The 22640-nt window shown below is 44.2% G+C and carries 22 protein-coding genes; 16 read left to right on the top strand and 6 right to left on the bottom strand.

Annotated elements, in window-relative coordinates; all coding sequences use genetic code 11:
* The first annotated feature begins 242 nt into the window (after positions 1–242).
* Positions 243–2567: an FdhF/YdeP family oxidoreductase gene (locus tag R7E38_RS06615; protein WP_226083015.1), complete on the top strand. Its 2325-nt coding sequence runs from the start codon at positions 243–245 to the stop codon at positions 2565–2567.
* A gap of 195 nt (positions 2568–2762) precedes the next feature.
* A complete protein-coding gene (locus tag R7E38_RS06610; protein ID WP_005376099.1) occupies positions 2763–3239 on the top strand; it encodes a DM13 domain-containing protein in 477 nt (158 codons plus the stop codon).
* 198 nt (positions 3240–3437) lie between these two features.
* On the opposite strand, the gene R7E38_RS06605 is transcribed toward R7E38_RS06610, so the two are convergent.
* On the bottom strand, positions 3438–3887 hold the full coding sequence (locus R7E38_RS06605; protein ID WP_005376100.1) for a YkgB family protein: 450 nt from the start codon (positions 3885–3887) through the stop codon (positions 3438–3440).
* Between the two features lie 147 nt (positions 3888–4034).
* Between R7E38_RS06605 and R7E38_RS06600 the strand changes: the two genes are divergently transcribed.
* Positions 4035–4835, top strand: coding sequence for a PhzF family phenazine biosynthesis protein (locus tag R7E38_RS06600; protein WP_017634635.1), 801 nt, complete (start codon positions 4035–4037; stop codon positions 4833–4835).
* A gap of 139 nt (positions 4836–4974) precedes the next feature.
* Positions 4975–5673 carry an aspartate/glutamate racemase family protein gene (locus tag R7E38_RS06595; RefSeq protein WP_017820174.1) on the top strand — a complete coding sequence of 233 codons (699 nt, stop codon included), beginning with the start codon at positions 4975–4977 and terminating at the stop codon, positions 5671–5673.
* 67 nt (positions 5674–5740) lie between these two features.
* Here R7E38_RS06595 and R7E38_RS06590 read toward each other — a convergent pair whose 3' ends face one another.
* Complete coding sequence (locus R7E38_RS06590; protein ID WP_226083013.1) at positions 5741–7444, bottom strand: FAD-dependent oxidoreductase; 1704 nt, start codon at positions 7442–7444, stop codon at positions 5741–5743.
* A 151-nt stretch (positions 7445–7595) separates the two neighbouring features.
* Between R7E38_RS06590 and R7E38_RS06585 the strand changes: the two genes are divergently transcribed.
* Genes R7E38_RS06585 through R7E38_RS06575 form a run of 3 tightly spaced genes read left to right on the top strand, consistent with a single transcriptional unit; the run spans position 7596 to position 8760 of the window.
* Positions 7596–7886, top strand: a complete 291-nt coding sequence (locus tag R7E38_RS06585) for an ArsR/SmtB family transcription factor (protein WP_005376206.1) — start codon at positions 7596–7598, stop codon at positions 7884–7886.
* 5 nt (positions 7887–7891) lie between these two features.
* The gene (locus tag R7E38_RS06580; protein WP_372036149.1) at positions 7892–8305 is read left to right on the top strand and encodes a YeeE/YedE family protein; all 414 of its coding nucleotides are present in this window, start codon (positions 7892–7894) and stop codon (positions 8303–8305) included.
* 14 nt (positions 8306–8319) lie between these two features.
* The gene (locus R7E38_RS06575) at positions 8320–8760 is read left to right on the top strand and encodes a YeeE/YedE family protein (RefSeq protein WP_054700899.1); all 441 of its coding nucleotides are present in this window, start codon (positions 8320–8322) and stop codon (positions 8758–8760) included.
* Between the two features lie 53 nt (positions 8761–8813).
* Here R7E38_RS06575 and R7E38_RS06570 read toward each other — a convergent pair whose 3' ends face one another.
* Positions 8814–9677: an endonuclease/exonuclease/phosphatase family protein gene (locus R7E38_RS06570; protein WP_226083011.1), complete on the bottom strand. Its 864-nt coding sequence runs from the start codon at positions 9675–9677 to the stop codon at positions 8814–8816.
* A gap of 309 nt (positions 9678–9986) precedes the next feature.
* On the opposite strand from R7E38_RS06570, the gene nrdD reads away from it, so the two are divergent.
* Positions 9987–12107 carry an anaerobic ribonucleoside-triphosphate reductase gene (gene nrdD / locus R7E38_RS06565; protein WP_005388026.1) on the top strand — a complete coding sequence of 707 codons (2121 nt, stop codon included), beginning with the start codon at positions 9987–9989 and terminating at the stop codon, positions 12105–12107.
* Positions 12108–12190: 83 nt separating this feature from the next.
* Positions 12191–12661, top strand: coding sequence for an anaerobic ribonucleoside-triphosphate reductase-activating protein (gene nrdG / locus R7E38_RS06560; protein ID WP_005376213.1), 471 nt, complete (start codon positions 12191–12193; stop codon positions 12659–12661).
* An 84-nt stretch (positions 12662–12745) separates the two neighbouring features.
* Here the strand turns inward: nrdG and R7E38_RS06555 are convergent, their stop codons facing one another.
* Entirely contained in the window at positions 12746–14131 is a 1386-nt protein-coding gene (locus R7E38_RS06555) for an MATE family efflux transporter (RefSeq protein WP_226083009.1), read from the bottom strand.
* Positions 14132–14251: 120 nt separating this feature from the next.
* Here R7E38_RS06555 and R7E38_RS06550 point away from each other — a divergent pair, with 120 nt between their 5' ends.
* The 3 genes from R7E38_RS06550 (at position 14252) to R7E38_RS06540 (ending at position 17147) form a co-directional block, all read left to right on the top strand.
* Positions 14252–15109, top strand: a complete 858-nt coding sequence (locus R7E38_RS06550) for an AraC family transcriptional regulator (protein WP_318081710.1) — start codon at positions 14252–14254, stop codon at positions 15107–15109.
* A gap of 155 nt (positions 15110–15264) precedes the next feature.
* Positions 15265–16452 (top strand): aromatic amino acid transaminase, encoded by a 1188-nt coding sequence (locus R7E38_RS06545; protein ID WP_226083007.1) that lies wholly within the window; start codon positions 15265–15267, stop codon positions 16450–16452.
* A gap of 11 nt (positions 16453–16463) precedes the next feature.
* Positions 16464–17147, top strand: coding sequence for an ATP-dependent zinc protease (locus R7E38_RS06540; RefSeq protein ID WP_005388032.1), 684 nt, complete (start codon positions 16464–16466; stop codon positions 17145–17147).
* A 129-nt stretch (positions 17148–17276) separates the two neighbouring features.
* On the opposite strand, the gene R7E38_RS06535 is transcribed toward R7E38_RS06540, so the two are convergent.
* Together R7E38_RS06535 and R7E38_RS06530 are read right to left on the bottom strand one after the other, a co-directional pair.
* Positions 17277–17813: a hypothetical protein gene (locus R7E38_RS06535; protein WP_017634623.1), complete on the bottom strand. Its 537-nt coding sequence runs from the start codon at positions 17811–17813 to the stop codon at positions 17277–17279.
* A 154-nt stretch (positions 17814–17967) separates the two neighbouring features.
* On the bottom strand, positions 17968–18342 hold the full coding sequence (locus R7E38_RS06530) for a YgiW/YdeI family stress tolerance OB fold protein (protein ID WP_005376220.1): 375 nt from the start codon (positions 18340–18342) through the stop codon (positions 17968–17970).
* 155 nt (positions 18343–18497) lie between these two features.
* On the opposite strand from R7E38_RS06530, the gene R7E38_RS06525 reads away from it, so the two are divergent.
* The 4 genes from R7E38_RS06525 to modC all read left to right on the top strand — a co-directional run bounded on the left by R7E38_RS06525 (position 18498) and on the right by modC (position 22594).
* Positions 18498–19949 carry a cobyric acid synthase gene (locus R7E38_RS06525; RefSeq protein ID WP_226083006.1) on the top strand — a complete coding sequence of 484 codons (1452 nt, stop codon included), beginning with the start codon at positions 18498–18500 and terminating at the stop codon, positions 19947–19949.
* Between the two features lie 69 nt (positions 19950–20018).
* Positions 20019–20774 carry a molybdate ABC transporter substrate-binding protein gene (gene modA / locus R7E38_RS06520; protein ID WP_017634622.1) on the top strand — a complete coding sequence of 252 codons (756 nt, stop codon included), beginning with the start codon at positions 20019–20021 and terminating at the stop codon, positions 20772–20774.
* A 27-nt stretch (positions 20775–20801) separates the two neighbouring features.
* Positions 20802–21491, top strand: a complete 690-nt coding sequence (gene modB / locus R7E38_RS06515) for a molybdate ABC transporter permease subunit (RefSeq protein ID WP_054575444.1) — start codon at positions 20802–20804, stop codon at positions 21489–21491.
* Positions 21488–22594: a molybdenum ABC transporter ATP-binding protein ModC gene (gene modC, locus R7E38_RS06510; protein ID WP_226083005.1), complete on the top strand. Its 1107-nt coding sequence runs from the start codon at positions 21488–21490 to the stop codon at positions 22592–22594. The genes modB and modC overlap by 4 nt, the downstream gene beginning before the upstream one ends.
* Positions 22595–22640 lie beyond the last annotated feature (46 nt).

Raw genomic sequence — 22640 nt, 5'->3', positions numbered from 1 at the left:
CAAGACGCAGCAATGCGAATTGAATCTACCAGTCTTAGAAACAGTAGGCGGGTATCCGATATCAAGAATCTAGATAAGTAAACGCTCGGACAAGCGAGAGCGTGTTGAGTGGTTACTTATTTGGATTAAAAAATACATGGATTAGAAACTAAGCCCTTCAATACTTCCGCATTATCTCAATAAATAACGCGCTTGTTTTCACGGGCACCCTGCTTGCTGGTATATCTGCGAGGAGTAAAGTCGTGAGCCAAAAAGAACAAATAAAAGCATACAAAGGTCCAGCTGGTGGTTGGGGTGCACTGAAAGCCGTAACCAGAAGTTGGTGGGGCAGTGAAAATGCAGTTAAAAACATTCGCACTATGCTCAAAACCAACCAAAATGGCGGTTTCGATTGTCCGGGATGTGCATGGGGTGAGTCGCCAGATAGCGGTAAAGTCAATTTCTGTGAGAATGGCGCGAAAGCAGTAAACTGGGAGGCGACCAATCGTCTGGTTGATCCTGAGTTTTTTGCCAATCACAGCGTTTCTTCTCTCTCAACGCAAACCGATTACTGGTTGGAATACCAAGGCCGTATCACGCACCCAATGCGATACGATGCCGAATCTGATCACTATGTGCCTGTCTCTTGGGATGAGGCTTTTTCTCTTGTGGCTAAACATCTCAACCAATTGGATTCACCGCACCAAGCGGAGTTTTATACCTCTGGTCGTGCAAGCAACGAAGCGGCGTTTTTGTATCAGCTATTTGTCCGCGCATTCGGTACCAACAACTTCCCAGATTGTTCCAACATGTGTCACGAAGCCAGTGCAATCGGGATGAAAGACACCATTGGTGTTGGTAAGGGCACGGTGATCTTTGATGATTTTGAAGAAGCTGATGCGATTTTCGTGATTGGTCAAAACCCAGGCACGAATCACCCACGAATGCTGGAACCTCTGCGCGAAGCGGTAAAACGTGGTGCACAGGTTATCTGTCTAAACCCGCTGAAAGAGCGCGGATTAGAGCGTTTCCAAAACCCACAAATGCCGATTGAGATGTTGAGTAACGGCTCAGAGCCTACAAACACGGCGTACCTGCGTCCTGCTTTAGGTGGAGACATGGCAGTGTTTCGTGGCATCGCGAAATTCTTGTTGCAATGGGAGCGCGAGGCATTGCAAAACGGTGGCAAAGCGGTATTTGACCGTGAATTCATCAAGCAGCACACGATAGGTATTGATGAGTATTTGGCTGAAGTGGACGCAACCTCTTGGGAACACATCGCGGAACAATCGGGTCTTGATTTAAGTGAAATCGAGATGGTAGCGAGCATGTATCGACGTGCAGAACGTGTGATCATGTGTTGGGCGATGGGGTTGACTCAGCATCGTCACTCTGTACCAACCATTAAAGAAGTCGCAAACGTGCAAATGTTACGAGGTAACGTTGGTAAGCCGGGCGCGGGTCTTTCACCAGTGCGTGGTCATAGTAACGTTCAGGGCGACCGTACGATGGGCATTGATGAAAAACCTTCAGGTCTGTTGTTGGATCGCATTGAAAGTCGATTTAACTTTGACGTCCCGCGTGGTGAAGGCCACAACACTGTGCAAGCCATTAAAGCGATGGAAGAAGGGCAAGCGAAAGTATTTATCGGTTTGGGCGGTAACTTTGCACAAGCAACGCCAGACACAGAACGTACGCACAACGCGATGCGAAACTGTAATTTAACCGTACACATTTCGACGAAGTTAAATCGTTCTCACCTTGTCACAGGTAAAGATGCGCTTATTCTTCCATGCTTAGGCCGTACTGAGATTGATCAGCAAGCGACTGGCCCACAAGGCGTGACGGTTGAAGATACCTTCAGCATGGTACATATCTCATTTGGTCAGCTAAAACCGCGTTCGGAGCATTTGCGTTCAGAACCAGCGATTATTGCCGGTATTGCCAATGCGACACTCGGGGCAAAACCAATTGATTGGTTGTGGGCGATTGAAGATTACGACCGTATTCGCGATTTGATTGCCGACACGATTCCGGGCTTTACCGACTTTAACCATAAGCTTAAACACCCGGGTGGATTCCACTTGGTAAACCCAGCTGCCGAGCGTCGATGGAATACACCAAGCGGCAAAGCACAGTTCAGCTCTAGCGAGTTGCCGAAACAGTTGATCAGCGAAGCGATACTCGAAAAAGGCCAAAAGCCAGATTTGATCTTGCAAACCATGCGCTCACACGACCAATACAATACGACACTTTACGGCTTGAATGACCGTTATCGTGGAGTATTTGGTATGCGCGAAGTGCTGTTTATCAATGAAGCGGATATTCGTAAACTCGGTTTTGAACCGGGCGACAAAGTGGACATGGTGTCATTGTGGGAAGATGGCGTTGAGCGCCGTGTGAGCGGATTTACGCTTGTTGCCTATGATGTACCAGCAGGTCAGGCGGCGGCTTACTATCCAGAAACAAACCCATTAGTTCCTTTGGACAGTTATGGGGATAGAACGTTTACGCCAACCTCTAAGTTTATTGCGATAAAATTGGAAAAATCGACATCCGATAAGATCGCTTTGGTGGAAGCGGAATAGTGAGCAAACCGGCACAACGACATTTCCGATAAGCAAACGGCTGATATTAATTATCAGCCGTTTTTAATTGCGCTCAGTCTGCATTTAGTGCGCATAGCTTGTGTATAATGTTAATGACATTATGCTGCTCGATAATAGACAGATAAGGCCGATTTGAATCTAATTTCAAGTAGTAAAACTAATAAGAAGATGCTTATGACCTTGAAAAATATAATTAAATTAACAATCAGTCACTTAGTGGCAGTTTCTATTGGCATTGCGATAGGTATCTATACTTTACCGATCCTTATTGCACCACCTGCGCCGACCGATGAACAAGTTGCTAAGAGCAAGCAAGGTGCAGAATACAGCGCAGTGTTTAAGAGGGAACTCAAAGGTAGCGATGCTTTTCATTGGGGAGAGGGAGAAATTCATTTGAGTTCTGAAGTCATTACGTTGGTAGGAAAACTCGCTCCCGGACCAGACTATAAACTCTATCTATCTCCTAAGTTTGTTGAAACGGAACAAGAGTTTAATGACCTTAAATCTGAGATGAGCTTAATTGGTGATGTCAAAACGTTCGATAACTTCGTTGTTGAGGTTCCTCAAAGCACTTCAATTTCTGAATACAATACGGTTGTTGTATGGTGCGAGACATTCGGTGAGTTCATTACTTCGGCAAAGTATCAATAAACCTTAGCAGTAGAGTGAAAGGCTTTTCTTTTCACTTTACGCTAGGATGTTGTTTCGCATAATTAAGAGGCAAAGACTCTTAAACACTCTAAATTTAAGAGCCTTTGTTTAGAGTTATTGACAGAACCATTCGACTTGTAAGTCGTTTGCACCTTTCAGGCTACGTTCTGGAAAAACAAGATTTCGAACTATTTAGAGTTATTCTCTGTTTGGCTTGTTTCGTTCGATGACGCTAATCGCAATAGCTAAAAATAGAATATCTTTTACTAAAAAGAAGTTTGTCACCAAAACCCCATCAGACACTTTCCATGTATTCGGTGTCGTAATTAGAAAGCTGAGTGTCGCAAGAAAAATAATTGCGGCGGCTATGCCAGAAAAATAAGCGACTCGTGTGTTTTTAAGGCCAACGATTAATCCAATAGCGACAATGATTTCTGTTGCGCCAATGATGTTTGATACGGCTTGAACTGACATCACATCATACAACCAACTCATCAGAAAATGATTTTCAACGAGCGGTTGTATAAGCTTGGCCTCTGTAGGTGTGAATTTATAAATACCAATCCATATTAGAACTAAAGAAACGCCGAAAACTCCGATAAGATATCCAATTGAGTCACATTGATGATGGCTTTTTACGTTTTGCATAATTAACTACATTCTCCTGTTTGTTAGCGCTTCCAACAAGACCTATAAGGTTGGTAGAAAATTTCATAGGTTTTTTTCGCTCAAACAACAGATATTAAAAATCACGTGATACAGAATTACGTGTTTGATAGAACTTAAGGATATTTCGTGGAAGTTAAAATTTTTCAGGTTGACTCGTTTACATCAGAGGTTTTCAAAGGTAATCCCGCGGGTGTTTGTATCACAGAGTCAAGCCTTGATGAGGAAACGATGTTGGCCATCGCGGCCGAGATGTCGTTATCTGAAACGGCATTTCTGTCACTCAATACAATGCAACTTCGTTGGTTTACACCGAGGACGGAAGTTGCTTTGTGTGGACACGGCACACTTGCAACGGCGCACGTTCTGAAAGAGCAGGGGTTATATAATACTGGAGATACGATTGAGTTCGTTACGCTATCTGGGGTTTTAACTGCACAACTCGATCATGAAGAAATTCATTTGGTGTTTCCTGCGCCAACTTTAGATATGAGAGCGAGTATTAACAAAGACTTACTTCATGGCTTGGGGCTAGATGCCGCCAATGTAGTCGCCTACGGTCAGTTTGATAATAAGCAGTTGATCGTCATTAATGATGAATTTGTGCTTGAACAGCTCGACCCTGATTTTGGTGCGCTGCTTAAACAAAAGGGCCGTGGCGTCGTCATCACTGCTCAATCAAGTACTGACGCCGATTTTGTCTCTCGATACTTCGCGCCTTGGGTAGGTGTTAATGAGGATCCAGTTACAGGCTCTGCACATTGCGCTTTATGTGTTTACTGGGCTAAAGAGCTCAACAAAAAGCAACTGAAAGGCTTCCAAGCCTCCGAGAGAAGTGGGGTCGTCCATACAGAGTTGTTAAGCACTGAGCACGTTAAGCTTTCTGGAAATGCAGTAACGATATTGCGAGGATATATGAGAATCGCGTAGCGGTCCTTGTGGGAATGATTTTATTTTCGTGTTACCCAATGCTCAATAGTGAGGACGCTTGAATGCTACTTATTTAAGTGGCTGATTTTTTTTGTAAAAACACCCCTGGCACGGTGGTGTATAACGATTGGAGAGTTATATGAAAACTATCGGTCTTCTAGGTGGTATGAGCTGGGAGTCGACGCTTAGTTATTACAAATTGATCAACGAAGGAGTCAAAGAGGCGTTAGGCGGCTTAAATTCCGCAAAAATTTGTATGTATAGCGTGAATTTTTCGGAGATAGAGAAACTTCAACATCAAGGTAAATGGGAAGAAACGGCAAGCATTCTATCTGATGCTGCATCTTCAATAGAAAAAGGGGGCGCTGACTTCATTCTTATTTGTACTAACACAATGCACAAAGTTGCGCCTCAAATTGAAGCCAGTATTAATATCCCCATACTACATATCGCAGACGCGACTGCTGAGTTACTTCGTGAGAAAGGGGTTCAAAAGGTCGGACTCCTTGGTACTCAATTCACAATGGAGCAAGACTTTTATAAAGGAAGGCTTTCCGACCGTTATGGGCTTGATGTCGTCATTCCCGATCAAGACGACCGCTCTAAAGTACATAACATTATTTATAAAGAGTTATGCCAAGGTGAAATCAAAGAGGAGTCAAGGACGATATACTTGCAAATTATTGAAAAACTAAAAGAGCACGGAGCTGAAGCTGTGATTCTCGGGTGCACTGAAATTGCCTTACTTGTAAACCAAAGTCACACCGAGGTTACACTACTTGATACCACTTCTATCCATGCTCAAGCAGCAGTCCGTTTGGCAATTGAAGGTGAATGATCTACGCTTTCTTTCCTGCAAAAAAAGAGAAAACCAAGCACGTGGTTTTCTCTTTTTTATTATCAAGTTATAAGCGAGCAAATTTGAGAGTTCTGTATCCACCAATCAAGTTGCGGGCTTTGTAACCATTGTTGACCAGCTGACGGTATGCTACGTTACCGCGTAACCCAACTTGACAGTAAATCACGATCTCTTTGTCTTTAGGAAGTTCGTGCATGCGACGACGTAGTTGATCGACAGGAATATTAATTGCACCTTCAAGATAACCAACGGACTCCAATTCACCAGGATTACGAACATCAAGTAACAGTTGGTCTTCTGTCAGTGAATCCATTTCATCATAATGAATCGCGGTCGCATCGCCTTTGATGATGTTATTTGCCACAAACGCCGCTTGGTTAATTACATCTTTAGCAGAGCCATAAGGTGGCGCGTAAGTTAGCTCGAGGTGTTGCAGTTGCTCTACCGTCATACCAGCACGCTGAGCAACTGCCATTACGTCGATACGTTTATCAACACCGTCTTTACCTACTGCTTGCGCACCTAATATTTTACCTGTTACTGGATCAAACAGCATTTTGAATGACACGGTTTCTGCACCTGGGTAGTAACTCGCGTGACTTGCTGTATGCACATACACTTTTTCATAAGCGATGTTTTCACGTTTCAGCTGTTTCTCGTTTTTACCAGTAGAAGCGACGGCTAAATCAAAAATCTTACAGATCGCCGTGCCTTGCGTACCTTGGTAAGTTTCTTGGCGGCCAAGCATGTTGTTTGCTGCCATTCGGCCTTGGCGGTTTGCCGGGCCCGCAAGTGGCACTAGAGTTTGCTCGCCAGTCACAAAGTCTTTCTCTTCTACCGCGTCGCCGACAGCGTAGATCGAAGGATCGCTGGTTTGCATGTATTCATTGATATAAATACCACCAAGAGCGCCGATTTCTAAGCCAGCTTCTTTTGCTAATTTGGTCTCGGGGCGAACACCAATTGCCATAATCAAAATATCGGTGGTGAGTCTTTCACCGTTGTTTAGTGTTAATTCCAATTCACCTTCTAGATGTTGGTGTTTTTCGCTCTCACCAGAGTCGAAACTTGCCACGTGCTCGTTAGGTACGAATTTCACAGACTCAAGTGCGACGCCAAGTTTAAGGTCGATGCCTTTCTCACGAATTTCAGCATGTGCGAAGCCAGCCATTTCACGGTCAACGGGCGTCATCACTTGATCCGCCATTTCAACTAATGTGGTTTTTATGCCTAGATGGTGGAAGGCTTCCATCATTTCCAAACCGATAAAACCACCACCAACGACCGTAGCGTGTTCAACTTTGTTGGTTTCGATCGTTTTAATGATGCGATCCATATCTGGAATATTGCGCAGCGAGTGTGTTAACGGGTTATCAATACCCGGAATAGGCGGCACAACTGGACCTGCGCCAGGGCTAAGTAGAAGAAAGTCGTAGCTCTCTTGGTATTCCGAGCCATCAAGCAAATTGTTAACCGTAACCGTTTTGTCTTGACGGTTAATAGAAACCACTTCGTTCATCACACGGACATCAACATTGAAACGCGCTAGAAAGCTCTCAGGCGTTTGAAGAAGCAGTTTGCTGCGCTCTTGGATATCGCCACCAATGTGATAGGGTAAGCCACAGTTTGCAAATGACACAAATGGACCGCGTTCAAACATAATGATTTCTGCGTCTTCACTAAGACGACGAGCGCGAGCTGCTGCAGATGCACCGCCAGCAACCCCACCAATAATCACGATTTTGCTCATGGATTTCTCCTGCTGAATGATCGAAAACGCCTACACCTTACTTAAATAAATTAGCTTAGTCTAATATTATTTAATCTACATTAGCATTGACTTAATAATATTAATTAGTAATATCTAATAAAATGTAATGTAGTAATGAAGAGGCATAAGAATGGGCGACAGTATGCTACAAAGTGCGACCGAAGCGAGTGAGCTGCTTAAAATTATGGCTCATCCAGAGCGCCTAATCGTGATGTGTAAGCTGATTGAAGGCGAGAAAGGGGTCGGTGAACTGTTTGAAGGTTCATCATTAAGCCAATCTGCTTTTTCACAACATCTCACCGTATTGAGAAAGCACGACATCATTAAAGCTAGAAAGGTTTCTCAGCAGGTATTTTATTCAATTTCTGATGAAAGAGTTGGTCCGCTGGTTGAGGCCTTTAAGCAAGTTTTCTGTAAGTAATTAGTTTGGCGGTTGCTATGTTTGAAGTTCCTTGGATGTCGCTTTTGGGCGGCATAATAGTTGGCGTATCAGCGATAACACTGATGCTATTTACTGGCAAGACTGCTGGGATCAGTGGGATCTTAAACGGTGCCGTTGAGAGCGCAGACCGCGTTTGGCGAATTGTTTTTTTAATTGCGATGGTATTAGGTGGCTTGTTTGCTGTTTATGTTCTTGGCGGGCATGTACCAGATCAGTACAGCGGTTCTCTTATTTTAGTTATCGTTGCTGGCTTGTTAGTCGGTGTTGGTACGCGTATCGGCAATGGTTGTACTAGTGGCCATGGCATTTGTGGAATAGGGCGTTTCTCAATCCGTTCTGTGGTCGCGACGTGTACTTTTATGGCCACAGCCATGTTAACCGTCTTGCTAGTATCGTGAGGAATAGTGTCGTTATGAAAACTCACGTAATGAAAAGTATTAAGCAAATGTCCGTTGTTGCATTTTCTGGTGTGCTCTTTGGTATTGGTATGGTGGTCTCTGGTATGGCTGAACCGGCAAAAGTGATTGGCTTTCTCGATATTACTGGGGCATGGGATCCAAGCTTAGCCTTCGTAATGGGCGGAGCACTTGCGGTGTTCGTTCCAGCTTATCTTTTATTAATAAAGCCAAGAAGCGAATCTGTGTTTGGTGATGAGATTGTATGCCCAACTTCTAAAGCGATAGACAAAAAGTTAGTCGGTGGTGCTGTACTGTTTGGTATTGGTTGGGGCTTACTGGGTGTGTGTCCTGGTCCTGCGGTTGCCAGCCTTATTACTGGCAACACACAAGTTCTGCTCTTTATAGCGGCAATGTTGGTTGGGTCATTCACCGCTAAAAGAATGGTTCGTGGCTAAAGAGTTCTTCAACGCAAAAAAGAGTATCTCAACGTTAACAGAGAACTTAAACGCTAAAAAGTGAGTGTCGTAGAAACCGGGCAATGGTCACTCAGTTTATAGTCGAGTACATCTTGTGTTTTGAAAACGGTTTGAACACCAGACGACGCCTTTAAATCACCACTCGCAATGATGTGGTCTATCACCAAGCGGAATTGGTGGGTTTTATTCGGATTACGATTAGAGCGCACTTTACATTCTGCTTTAGTGTCTTTAGTCACTAGCTTTGCACTAGTATTGTCCGATATCACGTCCCACAACCAATCTCCTTGATAACCCAAGTTGTGGTTAAAGTCGCCAAGCACGACATAATGTTGTTTGTTGTCCTCGCGCGCCTTTATCCACTTAGCTAGTGCCTGTCCTTGTTGTTTCACTATCTTACAATCGCGGTTATTACGATACGCGCCACTGCAACCCGCTTTCAGATGTACAGAGAGTAGGTGAGTCTCGTTTTCTTGGTTTGGATTTAAAACAAGGTAGCTCGCGAAGCGCAGCTTGATGTTGCCTCGTGTGATAGAGAAGTCTGGCTTGTCTAATACGCTTACGCCATTGCGCACGGCAAAGCCTGTGTATTGGTTGGTGTCGTTAAACTGAAGGTGTCGGTTGGAGGCGTTTGAACGATCGGAAAGATAAATAGTGAAGTCATTGCCAACGGCTTTTTGGATGGCAGCAGCACTTTCGACTTCTTGAAAAGCAAGAATGTCGGCTTGTGTTTTATCCACATAGTGGGTCAGTTTTTCAAAATCTTGTGGTGTTCTCGACACTTTTCCACCATCTATAGATAACCATTCTATGTTCCAACTGGTTAGATTGATGGAGTTTTGAGCAAATGAAAGAGAACTAAAAAGTAATATTAACGTAACAAAAAGTGATCGCATTTTGGCCTGTTGCACTCCTATCTTTTAGCGTATTCCTTTCCATCCTTTATCCTACAAGACCTCCAAAAATAGCAAGTAGATTTAGTACCAATTTTGCAATTTTCATGGTTTTCTTCGCAACTGAGATCAACGCCAATAAGATCGATTTCTTCTTGTTCGCTAGCCAATCTTTATTGATCAAAATCAATGTTTTCGAGTGGTGCTTCTCGTTAAATAAGCCACAATATATTGTGTTGCTAGAATAAAAAATAACCCCATATAGTGTGTTTGTGGATAACTCTGTGAGTATGCTCGGGTAAGGAGAACAAGGTGAAACCAATCGTAATCAAACGCGACGGATCAAGAGCTCCGTTCAACAGGGATCGTATCCAAGCAGCAGTTGAAGCAGCAGCGGAAAACAAAGATAAAGATGTCGCTATTTATGCTCTTAATGTGGCTCTTGCTGTCGAGTTACAGTTAAGAGAACACGATGAAGTTCACATCCATGAGATTCAAGACTTAGTCGAAAATGAACTCATGCAAGGTCCTTACAAAGCCCTAGCGCGTTCTTACATTGAATATCGCCACGATCGCGACATCGCTCGTGAGAAGCAAAGTGCACTAACTCGCGAAATCGAAGGTTTGATTGAAGAAAGTAATCTGGATCTAATCAACGAGAACGCGAACAAAGACGGCAAAGTAATTCCGACTCAACGTGACTTGTTGGCTGGTATCGTAGCGAAACACTACGCGAAGACGCACATTCTTCCTCGCGATGTGGTTCAAGCGCACGAAGTGGGTGACATTCACTACCACGATTTAGACTACGCACCGTTCTTCCCAATGTTTAACTGTATGCTTATCGATCTTAAAGGCATGCTGACGCATGGTTTTAAAATGGGTAACGCTGAGATTGATACGCCAAAATCAATTTCGACTGCAACAGCGGTAACAGCACAAATCATTGCTCAAGTCGCGAGCCACATTTACGGCGGTACAACCATCAACCGTATTGATGAGGTTCTAGAACCGTACGTAATCACAAGCTACGAGAAACACCTAGAGATTGCAAAAGAGTGGAACATTGCTGAGCCAGAAGAGTTCGCAAAAGCGCGCACTGAGAAAGAGTGTTACGACGCATTTCAATCTCTAGAATACGAAGTAAACACGCTGCATACAGCGAACGGTCAAACCCCATTCGTTACGTTCGGTTTTGGTCTTGGTACAAGCTGGGCATCCCGCCTGATCCAGAAATCGATTCTGAAGAACCGTATTGCAGGTCTAGGCAAGAACCGTAAAACAGCGGTATTCCCTAAACTTGTATTCGGCATCAAAGATGGTTTGAACCACAAATCAGAAGATCCAAACTACGACATCAAGCAACTTGCGCTTGAGTGTGCGTCTAAGCGTATGTACCCAGACATTCTTAACTACGACAAAGTAGTGGAAGTAACCGGTTCATTCAAAACGCCAATGGGTTGCCGTAGCTTCCTTGGTACTTACGAAGAAAACGGTGAGCTGATTCACGAAGGTCGTAACAACCTTGGCGTCGTGAGCTTGAACCTTCCTCGTATCGCTATCCGTGCAAACGGAAGCGAAGAGAAATTCTACGAGCTTCTAAATGACCGCCTACGCCTTGCTCGTAAAGCACTAGAGACACGTATCTCTCGCCTTGAAAACGTGAAAGCACGCGTGGCCCCAATCCTATACATGGAAGGCGCATGTGGTGTTCGCTTGAAAGCAGACGACTCAATCGCAGATATCTTCAAGAACGGTCGTGCGTCTATTTCTCTTGGTTACATCGGTGTACACGAGACAATTAACGCGCTATTCGGTACAGAAGCGCACGTTTATGATGACGCTGTTTTGCGTGAAAAAGCGGTCGCTATCATCAAGCATCTAAAAGATGCTGTGAATCAATGGGCTGACGAAACAGGTTATGGCTTCAGCTTATATGCAACGCCAAGTGAAAACCTATGTAGCCGTTTCTGCCGAATCGATGCGAAAGAGTTCGGTGTAATTGAAGGCGTAACAGACAAAGGTTACTACACCAACAGCTTCCACCTAGATGTTGAGAAGAAGGTGAACCCGTACGACAAGATCGACTTTGAGATGCCTTACCCAGAAATCTCAAGCGGCGGCTTTATCTGCTACGGCGAGTTCCCGAACATGCAACGTAACGTTGAAGCACTAGAAAACGTATGGGACTACAGTTACACCCGAGTGCCTTACTACGGTACAAACACGCCAATTGATGAGTGCTACGAGTGTGGCTACAACGGCGAGTTTGACTGTACAAGTAAAGGCTTCACTTGCCCAAGCTGTGGTAACCATGACTCAACTAAAGTATCAGTAACACGTCGAGTTTGTGGCTATCTAGGCAGCCCAGATGCACGCCCGTTTAACTTCGGTAAGCAAGAAGAAGTGAAGCGCCGAGTTAAACACCTGTAAGGTTAACTACCACTCGTTTTACACTTTGAAAATCAACTTTAAACAGGTTGATTTTCTCTTTCTCGATAACACAGAGACGCATTATGAATTACCACCAATACTATCCAATTGACGTTGTTAACGGACCGGGTACGCGCTGCACGCTGTTTGTGTCGGGTTGTGTGCATCAGTGCCGTGGCTGTTATAACCAGTCGACGCAACGTTTGGATTCTGGTGTACTTTTCACGCAAGAAGCGGAAGACAAAATCATCGCTGACTTAAACGACACGCGTATCAAACGCCGTGGCTTGTCGTTGTCGGGTGGAGATCCGCTTCACCCTGCTAATGTGCCTCATATTTTGAAGATAGTGAAAAGGGTGAGAGAGGAGTGCCCAGGTAAAGACATTTGGGTTTGGACTGGCTACACGCTGACGGAACTGAATGACGCGCAAAGGGAAGTGGTGCAATACATCGATGTTTTGATTGATGGTAAGTTTGAACAAGACAAGAAAGACCTCAATCTCGAATGGCGTGGCAGTTCAAACCAAATCATTCATCGCTTTACGGACATCTAATCAAGCACTCTCCGCACATAAAAAGGGCTCACGCGTGCATAACGGGTGAGCCCTTTTGGTGTGAGTTCGTTAATGTCTTTTTGGTTACGCTGTCACCGATTGGTCATCTTCAATCATATTATTTATCCAACGTTTAGATTGAATACGGTAAGTCGTCAGTACGCCTTTCACTAACTCTTCCGCGAGCAGAGACATCAAGACAAAATGCAAAGGCAGCCCTAACACCATGCCTGCGTAATAAGTAAGGGGGATGCCAATAGCCCACTGACCGAACGTGTCGATGAAAATGCTATAGCGAATATCAGCGCCACTCTTTAGTACGCCGCCAATCCCAACCATGTTAAACACCCTCAAAATCATACCTAGCGCCATGACTAAACATACGTTAAGTGCCATGTCTGCATCGGTTAACGGGCTCAGTACCAATAGGTGATGAATCATGGGCGAGCTCAACCACACTAGGAAAAACAGCAAGGTGGCTAAGATTGCGCTGGTTAACACATACCACCACGCCGTTTTCTCGACTCGGTCATAATGTTTTGCACCAATATCATTCCCAAGAAGAACGGATGCAGCGACCGCAAATCCCATAAAGGTTGAAATCAGTACCCCTTCAATCGGTGATAAGAATGAGATGATCGCCAGTTCTGAAACGCCCAATTGACCATAGATGATGCTGTAAACGATCAATCCACCAGTCCAAAGTGCATCGTGGACCAACATGGGTAAAGAAACCTTAAAGTACTTTTTTCGATACTGTTTTAAGCGGCCTTGTACCCAATCGAACTTAGTCGGAATTAGGTAAGCATATCGTTTGTAGAAAAAATAAATCAAGACGGCGGTTTGGAAAAATCGAGAAACAAAACTACCTACGGCTGCACCAAATACGCCCCATTGAGGGAAACCAAATAAACCAAAAATCAAAACATAATTAAGCGCGACGTTAACGACAATGGCGGAGATACTAACGTTGGTTGCCAGTTTGGTTTGGCCCACGGAGCGCAATACCGCTTCAATCGGTACTACTATCGCCGTAGCAATGAGGCTAAAGCCCGTAACCACAAGATAATCACGTGCATAAGTGACGTATTCAGGATCGTCTGACATAAAAGAGACGATCTCTTCATCAAAAATCGCATAAAGAACGATAAACGGCAGCGTCACCAAAATGGAAATAAACCAAGATTGCGCCAACGTTCTGCGAATTCCGGCTAGGTTTCCTGAGCCGTAGTATTGAGAAGCAAGTACGGTAACTGCACCGCACAGGCCAAAGACAACCGCTAGGTTGAAGAAAAAGATACGATTTCCAACTCCAACTGCTGCCGTTGCAGATTCTCCGAGTAGGCTTACCATGAAAATATCCACGACGCCGAGCAAAGCAAAAAGCATGGACTGAAGTGAAACAGGTAGGCCAATCGTAATCAGCTTTTGCCAAAATGCTTTATCGATGTATTCGCGTGTTAAGAGCATCGCATTTCTCCTTAAAGATTAATGCGAGTAGTTTATCCTCATGATTTGGCGCTGTATTTTTCAAAGGAATCCAAAACCTTTGTAAAACTCTCTACTAACGCACATGTGAGCCAATAAATCATGGAAGATAAACAAGAACGCTACGCGATTTCAGAAAAAACTTATCAAGAGTTTATTGATCACAGTCGAGTATTAGCACTTGAGGAGAGAGGCATTGTGCAGTGCGGCATTGCCACTTGTCGTGACTTCTTCACTGTTTATCGTAAAAACCAAAAGAAACACATGCTGCTCTATACGGTGCGTGGTAAAGGGTGGCTAGAGAGTGGGACTTATCGATACGATTTGGAACCGGGCTCGTTGATTACAGTACCCGCAGGTGTTGAAAACGGTTTTGGTATAGAAGAAGAACCTTGGCAGATCGCGTGGCTTTTTCTTGCTCCTGATAGAGAGTGGCCGATATTAGAATGCGATGTTCGCTACCAGCTTTCATCTACACCTGAAGTGATGTATGCATGTATCCAAACGTTACTACGCAGCATTAACCTTCCAATCGATTATGGTGGTGCGGTAGGTGAGCATAGTGTGGCTCAGTTAGAGCTGATGTTAAACATGCCGCCCTCAGAGTCGATATCACGCAGCCAATTGAGGCTTCGGCGTGTATTTGACCTTGTCCAACGTCAGCTCCATAAGGATTGGAGCGTTGAGCAGGTGGCGGCTCTATATCCATGTTCGGAGCCTCATTTGCATCGACTGACTCAAAAGCAGTTTGGTCGAAGCCCAATGGCACATTTAACGCGTATGCGCATGGAATATGCTGCTAGGTTACTTCGTTCAACAGAATGGCCAATTCAGCATGTTGGAGAAATAGTCGGATATCCGACCAGCGCTAACTTTAGTACACGTTTTAAAGCGTGGTCGACCATGACACCAAGAGAGTTTAGAAAAAACGGTAGAGTGGATTGGTACAACGAGGAGTGAATCGTTCTTTTTCTGAACGATAGAGCGCACAAAACTCACCGCAATCCAGAATTTTGTTCTCTAATTGATGAAATAAGTGAAAAATCATTTCGTCATTTTTTGCGATGGTGTTAACGTGAGGTTCGGTACTTGAATTTCAAAGGGTTATGACTTTCATGTTTTCTAATCTCCCAACTCCCGTATTAGATCCTATTTTATCTCTATCCGTTGCATACCGTAACGATGAACGTCCAAACAAGGTTGACCTTGGCATTGGCGTATACAAAAACAGCGCAGGCGAAACGCCGATTATGAAAGCCATTCAAATGGCGCAGGATGTCGTTGTTGAAACTCAAAAAACCAAGTCTTATGTTGGTCTTGCAGGTTGCGAAGAATTTAATAAAAGCATGATCGATTTGCTACTGACGGGAACGCCTGCAATGGATCGTGTTGCAGCTATTCAAACGCCAGGTGCAAGTGGTGCGCTGCGTATGCTCGGTGATCTAATGAAGATCGCACAGCCAGATACGACGGTTTGGATTTCCAACCCAAGCTACGTAAACCACAAGCCAGTGATGGAAGCAGCAGGCCTTAAAGTTAAGTTCTACCACTATTTCTCTTCGGAAACGAAACAAGTAGACACCGAAAAAATGATGGATGCTCTTGCGAAAGCTGGGCCTTCAGATGTGGTACTTCTTCATGGTTGTTGCCACAACCCAACTGGTGCGGATATTGACTTCTCTGCTTGGCAAGCCATTACAGAATTGTCGCAGAAGAACGGTTTCATCCCATTTGTGGACATTGCTTACCAAGGCTTCGGTGATGGCCTAGAAGAAGACGCAAAAGGCCTTCGTTTTATGGCAGATAACGTTGAAGAGATGTTGATTACTACTTCATGTTCGAAGAACTTTGGTCTGTACCGTGAACGAACTGGTGCAGCGATTGTGGTTGGTAAGAACATGCATGATGTAACCAATGCAAAAGGTAAACTCCTCACTCTAGCTCGCTCGACTTACACGATGCCACCCGACCATGGTGCAGCTTTAGTTAAGACCATTCTGCAAGATGACAATCTCACTTCCGTTTGGAAGCAAGAATTGAGTGAAATGCAACATCGTTTGGTTAGCCTTCGTCAAAGTTTGTGTAACGAGTTGAGAAACAACCATAATACAGATCAATTTGATTTCATTGAGGGTCACAAAGGCATGTTTACTGTGCTAGGCTTTAGTGGAAACCAAATGGCGCAACTGCGTGAAGATTATGGCATTTATGGTGTTGGCGATGGTCGAATTAACATTGCCGGACTTACCGAAACTCATATTCCATACGTAGCGGACGCAATTAAGAAAGTATCTCAAGCTTAATTGGAGTGTGGATGAAAAACTGGAAACTGATTCTGCCGCTTATGATGAGCGGCAGTTTAATTGCTTGTACGTCAACTCAAACGACGCAGGAACCTGTTGAGCCAGAGTCGCCAAAGGTCGAAGAGCCCGTTAAAGTCGAGCCAGAAGTGAAACCTGATGTAGATCCAAAGCCAGAGGTGGAGCCCAAACCAGAAGCGAAACCAGAGAAAAAGCCGGAACCAAAGCCTAAGAAGCCAGTCAAGGTCACAAAAACACCCGATGGCATGTTAATTCTTGGTTCTGAAGAATGGGTTTATGTTCCTGAAATTGACCAGACTTTCAAGGCTAGAGTCGATACAGGTGCGACAACATCATCAATTAGTGCGACTGACATTGTTCCGTTTGAGCGTGATGGTAAAGACTGGGTTAAATTTAAGATAGATTTAGGTGACAAAGACACCAAAGAATTTAAAGTACCCGTTGAGCGCTGGGCTAAAGTTAAGCAGTCTTCGTCAGAAGAGGTGGATAAACGAGCGGTGGTAAAAGCCTACATTACCGTTGGGGATCACAAAGAAAAGACAGAGTTTACGTTAGCGGATCGCGGACATATGACGTTTCCAATTTTGCTTGGTCGAAGCTTTTTTAGAGATATCGCCGTTGTAGATGTATCGAAAAAATATGTGCAAGATAAACCTAAAAAAACCGCTAAAAACTGATGTATTACAGCTAGTTTCTGCTACAAGCTAATGATTCGTGATTAACAAAAAATGGCCTCCAAAATTGGAGGCCATTTTTATTGAATCATATGCTTGCTTGTGATGCCCTGGTAGTCATAGTCATGTCCACTAAAATGCAAAACGAGCAGACATTACAATTTGCTGGCCATAGACACCATTATTTTTGAAATCTGCACCAAGCGATAGTTGCTGAGTTGAGTGGAATCGTGCGCCCAGATTGTAAATGGTGTTCGAATCGTCATTATCTATGATTTGGCCGATACGGCCATGTAGCTCAACATTTTGCATAAACCAAATACGAGTGCCAATATTCACTTCCGTGCGCCACTCGTCGCCCACTTTATCACTGCCGTTCTCTTTAATGTTGTGTACCAACATTTGGCCATAAATATCTGCAAATTGGCCTGCTGGCCCATTAAAGCCTATACCACCAGCAATGTCCCAGTCTCCGCTGAATTCACTGTCTGCGCGAGCAATGAAATGGGTATTCTCTGTAAAGTAGGTATTGAACTCGCCACCAAATGTACCAGGGCTAGTGCCCATGCGAAATTCCATCGTGTTGTAGTTGAAATTATTTGCGTGTGCGGAAAGTGGCAAAATAGCACACAAACCAAAGGCTGCAACCTTTAGAGCTTTACCTAGCATGGTGTCTCCGGGCAAGATGATTAAAATGAACAAAAAAATGGTCTGCAAAAAGCAGACCAAGATTGATAAAGCTATCATTTTAAGTGCTTGCCGTCACTATTTAGCTGTAATCGTCACTACATCATGTTGATATGCACAGCAATCGGGGTTTGTTTTACATGACCACGAGTTGTTCGACTTCAATCTCTGGTTTGTTCCCGCCTTCAAATTCGCCAAACAGACGGACTTTAGTCGTGTGATCAATCGGAGTATTTAGCTGAATATCGTCATCGAGTTCGACCATCACTTCACCGGAACCATCGCTAAAGACAAACTTATCCGCGCGAACTTGACGCAATAAGTTACCTTCAACGACCACATCTTTTTCAGTAAACATATTGGAGTCGTTTAGCAAGGCATCCAATTTTTCCACAGTGACAGGACCGTTAAACTGCAAGTTTGATTGGTTTTGAGCGTTATCTTTCGCGAACGCGATAGAAGGAGCAATAGCTAAGGCGGCGATTGTTGCGATAATTGTATTCTTTTTCATGTTACATCCTCATCGGTTTGTTTTGATGGGGTCATTAAAACAGGGCTTGTTTGAACCAATGATGATTTCAACATTCATATTCTATTCATTTGCTTGAGTAAGTGGGGACGATGACGTTATGATTGTTCATCTTCCTCTATTCCTTAGAAACATTCATGAAATCAGCGATCCCATCTTTAATGGTTCAAGGCACCACTTCGGATGCCGGAAAAAGTGTCCTTGTGGCAGGTTTATGCCGTGTATTAGCACGAAAAGGGATAAATGTTGCCCCATTTAAGCCACAAAACATGGCACTAAATAGTGCGGTTACCAAAGATGGCGGTGAAATAGGTCGAGCACAGGCCGTTCAGGCACAGGCGTGTAATATTGAGCCAACTGTACATATGAATCCGGTTTTAATTAAACCTAACAGTGATACAGGTGCTCAGATCATTTTGCAGGGTAAGGCGATTTCCAATATGGATGCGGCTGGCTTTCATGATTACAAGAAAGTGGCGATGGACACGGTGTTAGATTCCTTCTCTCGTCTGACTCAAGAATTTGATTCGATCATTATCGAGGGCGCGGGGAGTCCTGCTGAAATCAATTTACGAGAAGGCGATATTGCAAACATGGGTTTTGCTGAGGCCGCTGATGTACCAGTGATCATTGTTGCTGATATTGATCGTGGTGGAGTGTTTGCACATTTGTACGGAACACTTGCGCTACTTTCTGAATCTGAACAAGCGCAAGTAAAAGGATTTGTTATCAACCGTTTTCGAGGTGATATTCGTTTATTGCAATCGGGCCTCGATTGGCTAGAAGAAAAAACAGGTAAACCTGTACTTGGTGTACTTCCTTTTCTCCATGGTTTGAATTTAGAAGCAGAAGACGCGATCACTGCGCAGCAAGAGTTGCACTCTGAGGTAAAACTGAATGTTGTTGTGCCTGTTTTAACCCGGATTAGTAATCATACTGATTTTGATGTGCTGCGATTGAATCCAGACATCAATCTACGTTATGTAGGTAAAGGCGAAAAAATAGATAAAGCCGACCTGGTTATTTTGCCTGGGACCAAATCAGTGAGAGACGATCTGGAGTATCTAAGAAGCCAAGGGTGGGATAACGATATCTTGCGTCATATTCGTCTTGGTGGAAAAGTGATTGGTATCTGTGGCGGCTACCAGATGCTTGGAAACTTGATTGATGATCCAAACGGCGTCGAAGGCCAACCAGGTCAAAGCGAAGGACTTGGGTTGCTTGATATCACTACGACGCTAACTAACAGCAAACAGCTTACAAACACACAAGCACAGCTTTCTCTTAACGGCAAAACAGCCAATGTAAAGGGTTATGAAATCCACGTAGGGCGAAGTGAAGTACGGGGCCTGCAACCTCTTACATTCAGTTCCGGTGAAGCGGAGGGGGCGATCAGCGAGTGTGGCCAAATCATGGGAACCTACCTTCACGGGTTCTTTGACGAGGCAGATGTCTTAAGCCTGGTATCAGAATGGGTAAACGGCACCCAAATCAAACAACAAGACTTTGAAGAGTTAAAGGAGCAAGGCATTAATCGCATCGCAGATGCGATAGAACAACATATGCGCCTTGATTTTTTGTTTAAATAGCACATTAACTGATTGAACTTTATATTCAAATAACCTGTTCTTTCGCTTGCCTTGTATTGGAGTATCTCTATGAAAGCATGGAAACAGCATGCTTGCCTTGCGGCAGTATTAAGCATTTCATTTTCAGCAAACGCAGCAACGAACCTAAAAGTGTATGCAGCCTCTTCTATGACGAATGCGATTAACGAGATCGCGCAAAACTTTGAAGAAAAGTATGACGTTTCTATCACTCCCGTTTATGGTGGTTCTTCTTCTATCGCTCGACAAATTATCAATGGCGCACCAGCGGATGTATTCATTTCTGCGAACACGAAATGGATGGATTATTTGGTCGATAAAGACGTCATTTTTCGTGACAATGTCACAAATCTAGTGCGCAATAGCTTAGTGTTGATTGCTCCCCAGTCTTCAGAATTAACCTCATTTAACTTTTCTGATGCAAAGGCATGGGAGAAGGCATTGCATGGAAATCGTCTTGCTTTAGGCAATCCGACGTCAGTACCTGCTGGTATGTACGCGAAAGAGTCATTGACTACACTGGGTGTATGGAAAGCGGTTCAAACTCACGTCGCACCAGCAAAGAATGTGCGCTTAGCTTTGGCGTTGGTTGAACGTGGAGAAGCGCCTTTAGGTGTGGTCTACAAAACCGATGCTCAGTTAACTGATAAAGTCAAAATTGTCGGCGAATTTGCGAGTGATACGCATGCGGCTATTGTGTACCCGGCTGCAATTGTGAATGATTCTACTGAGTCGGAGCAGTTCTTCCAATACCTAAAATCGGACGAAGCCGCACGCGTTTTTGCTCAATATGGCTTTCAGCAATAAACCGGCCTTCAATTATAGGAACGAAGCGTGACAGAACTGGAATACCAAGCCTTAATGTTAAGCCTCAAAGTAGGCGCGTACGCAGTACTTTGGCTGATTCCTCTCGGCGTTTTTCTTGCTTGGCTACTTTCTCGAAAAACGTTCTTTGGTAAATCGATTCTCGATAGCTTAATTCATTTACCACTGGTATTGCCGCCAGTGGTAATCGGCTATTTATTGTTGATTTCTTTAGGACGACAAGGGGTCCTTGGAAAGTGGCTCTATGAAAACTTAGGGGTAGTATTTAGCTTTAATTGGAAAGGGGCAGTAGTCGCTTGTATTGTCGTGGCTTTGCCTTTGATGGTTCGTTCAGTACGCTTAAGCTTAGATAGCGTCGACCCTAAATTGGAGCACGCAGCCTCTACGTTAGGCGCTTCTCCTTTAAAAGTGTTTCTCACCATCACGTTACCACTGACCATTCCCGGAATTATTACGGGCACGATGCTGTCATTTGCTCGTAGTCTTGGCGAATTCGGGGCGACGATCAGTTTCGTCTCTAACATTCCGGGTGAGACCCAAACGATTCCGCTGGCAATGTACAACTTTATTGAAACGCCAGGTGCAGAAATGCAGGCGGCTCGTCTGTGTATCATTTCTATCGCGTTAGCCTTGTCTACATTAATGATCTCTGAATGGCTAAATCGTAAAGCGGCAAGCAGATTGGGTGCGAAGCAATGACGATTAAAGTCCAATTTAAACAAATGCTTGGTGAGACTGACTTCGACATCAAACTTAAGTTACCCTGTAATGGAATTAGTGCCTTGTTTGGACGATCTGGTGCAGGTAAAACGACGTTGATTAACATCATCAGCGGATTGGTCACTCCAAGGCAAGGGTATGTTGCGGTTGGTGAGCATGTTTTGTTTGACAGTGAACAGGGAATCAACCTACCAACGCACAAGCGTGGTATTGGTTATGTGTTTCAGGATTCACGTTTGTTTCCTCACTATTCGGTTCAAGGTAATTTGTTATATGGCGTTAAAGAAAAAGATGACGAGTATTTTGATGCAGTCACCGAACTCTTGTCTATCAAACCGTTACTAAAGCGCTTTCCGGTATCACTTTCTGGTGGTGAAAAGCAACGTGTTGCGATTGCGCGCGCATTGCTATCTAAACCCAATTTGCTTTTGATGGATGAGCCACTTGCCTCACTCGATATGCCAAGAAAGCGTGAGGTAATGCCTTTTCTTGAGGAGTTGTCGGAGAAGGTAAATATCCCTATTATCTATGTCACACACAGTCTCCAGGAAATTTTAAGGCTTGCTCAGCACCTTGCAATTATTGACCAAGGTAAAATTTCGAGTTCAGGTAAGCTTGAGGAAGTGTGGGCTTCTCATGCTATGCGTCCATGGCAATCTTTCTCAGATCAAAGCAGCTTATTTGAAGGCCGGATTGCTGAACATCATGAACGTTATGCACTGACTTGTATCAGCCTTGCACCTAATGTATTCCTGTGGGTGCAAAAGATCGACGGAACACCAGACACGCCAATACGCTTGCAAGTGCGTGCCAACGACGTTTCTATCACGCTCGAGCAACCCAAGGCGACGTCGATTCGAAATATTTTGCCTGCTATTGTCGATTCCATCGAGGCGTTTAACGCAGCCGATGACAAGCAGAGTATTAATGTATCACTCAAGCTAGACGAGAAATGTTATTTGTGGGCAACGATCACACCGTGGGCCCTTGATGATCTCAACCTAAAAGTTGGTAGCCGTGTTTTTGCACAAATTAAAGGTGTCAGTGTGACACAAAAAGATATGGTACTAGCGCCTCATTAACCGTTTAGACTGATTTACGCTTCATGATCAAAAAAGGCCGCAAAGT

The organism is Vibrio sp. Vb2131, assembly GCF_033338535.1.
Classification (GTDB): domain Bacteria; phylum Pseudomonadota; class Gammaproteobacteria; order Enterobacterales; family Vibrionaceae; genus Vibrio; species Vibrio alginolyticus.
The sequence above is the reverse complement of the archived record's forward strand: the minus strand, read 5'-3'. Positions and strand labels throughout refer to the sequence as shown.